General features: G+C 41.0%; 10 protein-coding genes. All 10 read left to right on the forward strand.

Annotated elements, in window-relative coordinates:
- The first annotated feature begins 30 nt into the window (after positions 1-30).
- The 10 genes from ACKI5B_RS07835 to flgB all read left to right on the forward strand — a co-directional run bounded on the left by ACKI5B_RS07835 (position 31) and on the right by flgB (position 7424).
- Positions 31-141 (forward strand): hypothetical protein, encoded by a 111-nt coding sequence (locus ACKI5B_RS07835; protein ID WP_407427512.1) that lies wholly within the window; start codon positions 31-33, stop codon positions 139-141.
- A gap of 36 nt (positions 142-177) precedes the next feature.
- The gene (locus tag ACKI5B_RS07840) at positions 178-669 is read left to right on the forward strand and encodes a hypothetical protein (RefSeq protein WP_407427494.1); all 492 of its coding nucleotides are present in this window, start codon (positions 178-180) and stop codon (positions 667-669) included.
- 40 nt (positions 670-709) lie between these two features.
- Positions 710-1072 (forward strand): bactofilin family protein, encoded by a 363-nt coding sequence (locus ACKI5B_RS07845; RefSeq protein WP_407427496.1) that lies wholly within the window; start codon positions 710-712, stop codon positions 1070-1072.
- Positions 1073-1086: 14 nt separating this feature from the next.
- Complete coding sequence (locus ACKI5B_RS07850) at positions 1087-1707, forward strand: tetratricopeptide repeat protein (protein WP_407427498.1); 621 nt, start codon at positions 1087-1089, stop codon at positions 1705-1707.
- Positions 1708-1717: 10 nt separating this feature from the next.
- Positions 1718-3163 (forward strand): tRNA (N(6)-L-threonylcarbamoyladenosine(37)-C(2))-methylthiotransferase MtaB, encoded by a 1446-nt coding sequence (mtaB, locus tag ACKI5B_RS07855; protein WP_407427500.1) that lies wholly within the window; start codon positions 1718-1720, stop codon positions 3161-3163.
- Positions 3164-3213: 50 nt separating this feature from the next.
- Positions 3214-4641, forward strand: coding sequence for an argininosuccinate lyase (gene argH, locus ACKI5B_RS07860; RefSeq protein WP_407427502.1), 1428 nt, complete (start codon positions 3214-3216; stop codon positions 4639-4641).
- An 84-nt stretch (positions 4642-4725) separates the two neighbouring features.
- Positions 4726-5499, forward strand: a complete 774-nt coding sequence (locus tag ACKI5B_RS07865; protein ID WP_407427504.1) for an amino acid ABC transporter substrate-binding protein — start codon at positions 4726-4728, stop codon at positions 5497-5499.
- 68 nt (positions 5500-5567) lie between these two features.
- On the forward strand, positions 5568-6203 hold the full coding sequence (locus ACKI5B_RS07870; protein WP_407427506.1) for an amino acid ABC transporter permease: 636 nt from the start codon (positions 5568-5570) through the stop codon (positions 6201-6203).
- Positions 6204-6215: 12 nt separating this feature from the next.
- Entirely contained in the window at positions 6216-6965 is a 750-nt protein-coding gene (locus tag ACKI5B_RS07875) for an amino acid ABC transporter ATP-binding protein (protein WP_407427508.1), read from the forward strand.
- Positions 6966-7007: 42 nt separating this feature from the next.
- Positions 7008-7424 (forward strand): flagellar basal body rod protein FlgB, encoded by a 417-nt coding sequence (flgB, locus tag ACKI5B_RS07880; RefSeq protein ID WP_407427510.1) that lies wholly within the window; start codon positions 7008-7010, stop codon positions 7422-7424.
- Positions 7425-7428: the final 4 nt, after the last annotated feature.

Consider the following 7428-nt stretch of genomic DNA (forward strand, 5'->3'; position numbering starts at 1 on the left):
GCTTTCGGAGCCCGTCCTGTAAAGCGGGCGGTGCAGACTTATGTTGAAAATCCTCTTGCAAAAGAGATTCTTTCAGGAAAGTTTGGTGAAGAAGCAGAAATTACTGTAAGGTGCACAAACGGAGAGCTTGTGTTCAGCTGATTTGTCATCATTGATTAATTCTGCTATACTGTGCGCATGTTACGAATAAAAATTTCTGTGATGTGCGCACTTTTCTTTTTTGCTTCGGTATTTTCATTTGCAGATGCAGGGCTTGGAGGCTCTTTTTCATATTCTGCTTCAACAACACCGCAGTCTTTTATTTCTTTTACTGCCCGCTCTGATATTTCACCGTGGTGTTTTTTTCTGAATGCGCATCTTAACGAAAATACAGTTTCTGTTTTTGCAGATAACTGGTTTGTAAATGAAAGAATTGCAGAACATTTAGATTATTATTGTCTCTGGGGAATGAGTTTTCTTGCAGCATTTGAAGAAAATAGACTGATTTGTGCAACTGGAGCCAGATTCGGTTTTGGACTGGATTTTTTCATTATAAAACGACATATAGAGATTTTTGCTCAGACTGTCTGGAATCCGTATTTTGGAATAAAAAAACAGGATAGAGAGTATTCTCCAGTAATACGGCCGGTTAATTTTCCATGTACAGCCGGAATGAGAATCTGGTTTTAGTGATTGAAAAAATATTCTGTAGACTGTAAAATAAAAAAATATGTTTGATGTTAAAGATTCTGATTTTTTTGATGTTGAAGAAGAAGATTTTGATACAATTCTTGCATCTGATATCAAATTCCGCGGAACTATAAAATTTAAAAAGCCTTTTATGATTAGAGGAACTGTTATTGGTTCAATAGAAGCTACAAGTGATTTAGTGGTTGATACTGATGCCGAAGTTACTGCAATGATTTCTGCACAGCGGGTTTTGGTTCGTGGAAAGGTTGACGGTAATATCAATGCAAAAGATGTAGTTTTTGTTACGGCTTCCGGTTCTGTCAATGGAGATATTATTTCAAAAGAAGTTGTTCTGGAGCCTGGATCACATTTTTCCGGTAAATGTACAATGACTGGTAAATAAAATTAGAGGGAATTATGAAAAAGTTATTTAATATTTTTGCCGTTCTTTTTTTGACACTAGAAATTTTTGCTCAGACAAAACAGGATGCACTTGTTCTTTATAGAAACGGAAATTATCCGGAAGCAATAAAAGTCTGTGAACAGGAAATTATCGATAATCCGCGTAATATCGATTCTTACTGTGTTTTGTGCTGGTCACTTGTCCGTAACAGACAGTATGCCGAAGCTGAAGTACGCTCACTGGAAGCCCGTAAACTTGCTCCTGCAGATGTCCGTTTAATGGAAATTTTAGCTGAGTCATATTATTATCAGGGTAAAAATACTTCTGCACTGGATATGTTCCGTACTTATATTGCAAATGCACCTTCTAATGCAGCACGAATAGGTAATGCTTACTACTATATGGGTGAAATTTATATCCGCCAGGGTAAATATCAGCATGCTGACATTTCTATGACAACTGCTGTATATACAGAGCCGCTTGTTGATTTGTGGTGGACCCGCTGTGGCTATGCCCGTGAAATGGCAGGAAGTTATGCATCAGCTTTGGATGCTTATAATAAAGCAATCGAATTAAAGGCAACAAATGCTGACGCACTTCGCGGTAAAGAGCGTGTTACAGCCCGCCTGCGCTAGTTTTTTATAAATGCTTAACCGAACAATTCATTTCGAAACACTTGGCTGCCGCTTGAATCAGGTTGAAAGTGAAGGTGCTGCCCGTTTTTTCAGCGATGCAGGTTTTTCCGTCACGATGGAAAACTTTACTGCCAAATCTTATGATGAAAGCGTTGCTCTTTGTGTAATAAATACCTGTACCGTTACGGCTAAAGCTGAGCAGAAGGCACGCAGAATTATCCGCATGCTGTTAAAGTCCTGTCCGAATGCCGCTGTTGCAGTTACAGGCTGTTATGCTCAGGTAGAATCAACTGAAATTAAAGCAATTGATGAACGTGTCTGTGTTTTACCGGGGCAGCAGAAAGGGGAACTTGCAGACCTTCCGGTGTTTTTGAAAAATCTTCTTGAAAAAACTCCTTCTCTTTCCGGAACAGAAATTTCATCTGAAATACAAAATTTTTTTGACAAGGCTTCTTCTTCAGCGCATCCTCAGATAATTACATCTCCTTTCAGGCTTGCAACTGAAGTTTTTATTAATCATTCGCGTTCTTCTCTTAAAATTCAGGACGGATGTAACTGTGTCTGCACTTACTGCAGAATCCGCTTAGCGCGCGGAAAATCAGTTTCTCTGGCTGCAGGTGAAGTTCTTGAACGGGTAAAAGCCCTTGAAAGTGCGGGGCAGAGTGAAGTTGTAATTACGACGGTAAATATTGCCCAGTATGTAAGTGAGTACAATGGAAAAACTGTCAGATTTGCTGAACTTTTAAAATTAATTCTTGAACAGACACAGAAAATTAAAGTCCGTATTTCAAGTCTTTATCCTGAAATAGTCGATGAAAAACTTGCACAGATTTTTGAAAATCCAAGGGTGTGCCCGTATTTTCATATTTCAGTACAGAGCGGAAGTGATTCAGTTCTTTCAAAAATGAAGCGGCCGTATAAAATTGAAGCTGTTTACCGTGCTACAGAACTTTTGAAAAAAGCAAAAAAAAATCCTTTTATTGCCTGTGACATTATTGCAGGGTTTCCCGGCGAAACGGATGAAGATTTTGACCTCACAATGAAAATGCTTAGTGACTGCGGCTTTACTTTTGTGCACGCCTTTCCGTTCAGTCCGCGCCCTGGAACAGAAGCCTATAAAATGCGCCCGATGGTTCCAAATTATGTTACAGACACGCGTATTGCCCGTCTTGAAGAATACAACAAAAAAGCAAAGACAGAATACATTAATTCCTTTGCCGGAAAGACATTGACTGCTGTATGTGAAAGCATTCACAGACCGGACAGGGCAAAAATCCTTAAAGACAGAATAATTGTTCATGCCGTGACAGAAAATTTCCTGCACTGCCAGCTTGTCTTTTCTAAAAATGACCTGAATATGCCGAAAGCAGGAAGTTTAATTCAGGTAAAAGTGATTCGCCCGCTTGAAGATAATGAACGTACCGGTGAAAGTGATACACTTGCCCTTCTTGCGTGAGAAGCCATCTCTATTCTCACATTCCCTGCAATCTGTTATAATTACTATGTATGGAAACAAAAAATACTCCGCACGGAACAATTACAGATAATAATCATGCAGCTCTCTGGCACGGCCGCTTTGCTGAAGGACCTGATGCCGCTGCAGTTGAATTCGAAACTTCTATTCATGTAGACGAGCGCATGGCTTTAGACGATATTGCCGGAAGTAAGGCTCATGCTGCAATGCTTTTTAAGCAAGGCATTATTTCAGACGAGGAAAACAAGGCTATTCAGGACGGTCTTTCTTCTATAGAAAGAGATTTGCAGAGTGGTGCACTTTCAATCGATTATTCGGCCGAGGATATTCATTCTTTTGTCGAAGCTACTTTGACTGACAGAATCGGAGATCCTGGCAGAAAGCTCCACACAGGCCGAAGCAGAAACGACCAGATTGCACTGGATGAACGTCTTTATCTTCGCCGGGTAATTCCGGATTTACAGAAAGCGATTGTTTCACTCATTAAAACACTTACAAAAATCGCAGAAAATCACAAAACTTCTCTTTTAACGGGCTACACTCACATGCAGCACGCCCAGCCTGGCTCTCTTGCCCAGCATTTGTGCGCATGGAGTTTTATGCTTATGCGCGATGTTGAGCGTCTTTCGGATTCTTTGAAGCGCGTTTCTCTTTCTCCGCTTGGAAGCGGCGCTTTGATGGGCTCGACACTTCCGCTTGACCGTGAATTTGTTGCAAAACAGCTTGGTTTTGAAGGGGCTACTTACAATTCGCTTGACTCTGTTTCTGACCGAGACTACTGCATTGAGTTCACTTCGGACTTTGCAATTCTGCAGCAGCACTTGAGCCGAATGTGTGAGGAAGTCGTTTTGTGGTCTACCACTGAATTCGGCTTTATCAACTTAAGCGAAAAATGGTCTACAGGCTCTTCAATCATGCCGCAGAAAAAAAATCCTGATTTTGCAGAGCTTATTCGTGGCAGAACGGGCAAAGTTTACGGAGATTTAATCAATCTTTTAGTTATGATGAAAGGGCTTCCGCTTGCTTATGACCGAGACATGCAGGAAGACAAGGCTCCTCTTTTTGAGGCACTCGACTGTGTTCAGGGAAATGTAATCGTTTTTGAAGCAATGATTGCTTCGGCCGAATGGAACCTTCCAAAAATGGAAGAAAGCTGTTTCGGCGGTTTTGCGAACGCTACCGATGTTGCAGATTACTTGGTGCGAAAAGGTATGCCGTTCCGTGTGGCGCACGGGGTGAGCGCAAAATGCGTTCGTCTTGCAATTGATTCAGGACTTTGTGCAATTGAGGATTTGAAACTCGAAGACATGCAGAAAATCTCTCCGCTTTTTGAAAAAGACATTTTTGACTGCATCACACCAAAAGCCTGCATGGAAGGACGAAAAACTATCGGTGGACCGGGTAGCATTGATAAGCAGATTGATGTTTTGAAATCTTTCTGTGAAAAGTATGAAAAATAAACCTCAGATTACACTGATTAAACTGATTGTAAAATCTGTGAAAATCAGTGCTTATCTGTGGAAAAAAAATGAAGGGGTACTTTTATGAAATTATCAAAAGTTTTGACGGGAGCCGTTGCTGCTCTCATGGTTTTCGGCATGGCTTCATGCTCAAAGGCAGACAACGAATTCGTTCTCGGTCTTGACGATTCCTTCCCTCCAATGGGATTCCGCGATGATGCAAACGAAATCGTAGGCTATGACATTGACCTTGCAAAAGAAGTTGCAAACCGACTTGGACTTAAATTCCGTGCTCAGCCAATTTCATGGTCAGCAAAAGAGCAGGAACTCAACACGGGTAAAATTGACTGTATCTGGAATGGTCTTACAATTACTCCGGAACGCCTTGAAGCACTTTCTTTCACAAAGCCGTATCTGAATAATGCACAGGTTGTAATTGTCCGTGCAGATTCTGGAATCAATACTCTTTCTGACCTTGCAGGAAAAACTCTTGGTGTACAGGCAGGAAGTTCAGCATCAGATGCAATCGATGAAAATCCTGAATTTAAGGCAAGCCTCAAATCGATCGTTGATTTTAACGACAATATTATGGCTTTGAATGACCTTGAAATCGGCGGTCTTGACGGTGTTGCAATGGACAGTGTTGTTGCAGAATACTCACTCAAAGTCACAGGAAAGCCTTTCGTAATTCTTTCTGATTCACTTGCTCCTGAGCAGTATGGTATTGCCTTCAAAAAGGAAAATACAGAACTTCGCGACAAAGTTCAGAAAGCACTCGAAGAAATGGCTGCAGACGGAACTGTTGCAAAAATCTCAGAAAAATGGTTCGGTTCTGATATTTCAATCATCGGTAAATAAGTAAAACCACAGATGACACCGATTATTTTTTTAATCTGTGTTAATCTGTGGATAGAAAAGGAGCGTATATGGCAAAAATCATCTATCCAATGCTTACTGCATCTGTTGTCTCAATTGAGGTGTTTTTGCTTACGCTCGTTTTTTCTGTGCCGCTGGGCTTTCCTCTGGCGGCAGGCAGAATGTCGCGCTTTAAGCCTCTTTCGTATACGGTAAATGCTTTTCTGCTTATTATCCGCGGCACTCCGCTTATCCTGCAGCTTATTGCTGTTTATTTTTTTCCGGCTTATCTATTTAAGCTTTCTTATGACAGATTTGTGGCAGCCATTATTGCTCTTTCAGTAAATTATGCCTGTTATTTTGCAGAAATCTACCGTGGGGGCATTCAGTCAATTCCGCGCGGTCAGTATGAGGCAGCAAAAGTCCTCGGTTACACAAAAATGCAGACATTTTTCCGGATTGTACTTCCTCAGGTTTTCAAACAGATTATTCCTTCAATGGGAAACGAAGTAATTACTCTCGTAAAAGACACCGCTCTTGTCTCTGTTCTTGGAATTGCAGAACTTTTCCGCACAGCCCAGACCACTTCCAGCCGCCTTTTTTCAACCACACCGATTCTGATTGCAGGCGTTTTCTATTTTGTAATGAACTGGGTGGTTTCTTCAGCCTTCATTTTAATCGAAAAAAAGATGAATTATTACAAATAGTGGAGCGTCACAATGCCAATTATCAGCGTTCAAAACATAAAAAAATCTTTCTCTGACGGTGTTCAGGTTCTTAAGGATATTTCTTTCGATGTGGAGCAGGGCGAAATTCTAGGAATTATCGGTCCTTCAGGAAGCGGAAAGTCTACAATGCTGCGCTGTATTGCCCAGCTCGAAACTATCGATGACGGTTCGATTTATGTCTGCGGAGAAAGTGTTGTTCAGAACGGTGTTTATGCTTCAAAAAATGATTTACGTAAAATCGGCTTGAATCTTGGCTTTGTTTTCCAGAATTTTAATCTTTTCCCGCATATGAGTGTTCTGCAGAATATTATTGACGCTCAGATTCATGTGCTAAAAACTCCTAAAGACGAAGCAATTGAAATTGCCCGAAAGCTTCTTTCTGATGTGGGCTTGTCCGAAAAAAAAGATTCGTATCCCTGCGAGCTTTCAGGCGGTCAGCAGCAGCGGGTTTCTATCGCGCGTAGTCTTGCCTTAAAACCAAAAGTTCTTCTTTTTGATGAGCCTACCAGTGCCTTAGACCCTGAGCTTACTGGCGAAATTCTTGCCGTAATCAAACAGCTTGCAGAAGAAAAAATGACTATGATTGTCGTAACTCACGAAATGTCCTTTGCCCGCGACATCAGCGACAAAATCATTTTCATGGCAGACGGCGTAATCGTTGAACAGGGCGAACCGAAACAGCTTATCAATAATCCAAAAACTGAGCGTCTTCAGGATTTCTTGAAAAGATTTAACTCATAAAAAACTCCTTAACTAAAAAAATCATCTGCCGATACTCATAGTATGAATACTTTTACACGGTCAGTTGATTTATTATCTCGCGCAATGGATGTTAATTCCCTCCGCTATCAGGTTTCTGCAAATAATATTGCAAATGCAGAAGTTCCTAACTACAAGCGTCAGGAAGTTAATTTTGAGAGCGAATTGAAGCGTGCTTTTGAAAGTGAAAAAGACACTGAGCACCGTTTTCAGCTTACAAGAACAAACGAAAAACATATTCAGCTTGATGAGCCGTACGATTGGCGTACTGTTGAACCGCGCCGTGTAACAGACTGGACAACCACCGCAAATGCAAACGGAAACAATGTTGACCCTGAAACAGAAGCAATGAACATCATGAAGATTCAGCTCAACTATCGTCTTCTGGCACAGCTTGAAAATTTTGAGTGCAGCCAGGTTAAGACAGCAATGAAACGATAATGGA

Origin of the sequence: Treponema sp. (genome assembly GCF_045657965.1) — a bacterium.
Classification (GTDB): domain Bacteria; phylum Spirochaetota; class Spirochaetia; order Treponematales; family Treponemataceae; genus Treponema_D.

What these genes read in the sequence shown, in the direction of transcription:
- ACKI5B_RS07840 (WP_407427494.1), top strand. Translation starts at nt 178, where the DNA reads ATGTTACGAATAAAAATTTCTGTGATGTGCGCACTTTTCTTTTTTGCT.
- ACKI5B_RS07850 (WP_407427498.1), top strand. Translation starts at nt 1,087, where the DNA reads ATGAAAAAGTTATTTAATATTTTTGCCGTTCTTTTTTTGACACTAGAA.
- argH (WP_407427502.1), top strand. Translation starts at nt 3,214, where the DNA reads ATGGAAACAAAAAATACTCCGCACGGAACAATTACAGATAATAATCAT.
- flgB (WP_407427510.1), top strand. Translation starts at nt 7,008, where the DNA reads ATGAATACTTTTACACGGTCAGTTGATTTATTATCTCGCGCAATGGAT.
- mtaB (WP_407427500.1), top strand. Translation starts at nt 1,718, where the DNA reads ATGCTTAACCGAACAATTCATTTCGAAACACTTGGCTGCCGCTTGAAT.
- ACKI5B_RS07845 (WP_407427496.1), top strand. Translation starts at nt 710, where the DNA reads ATGTTTGATGTTAAAGATTCTGATTTTTTTGATGTTGAAGAAGAAGAT.
- ACKI5B_RS07870 (WP_407427506.1), top strand. Translation starts at nt 5,568, where the DNA reads ATGGCAAAAATCATCTATCCAATGCTTACTGCATCTGTTGTCTCAATT.
- ACKI5B_RS07865 (WP_407427504.1), top strand. Translation starts at nt 4,726, where the DNA reads ATGAAATTATCAAAAGTTTTGACGGGAGCCGTTGCTGCTCTCATGGTT.
- ACKI5B_RS07875 (WP_407427508.1), top strand. Translation starts at nt 6,216, where the DNA reads ATGCCAATTATCAGCGTTCAAAACATAAAAAAATCTTTCTCTGACGGT.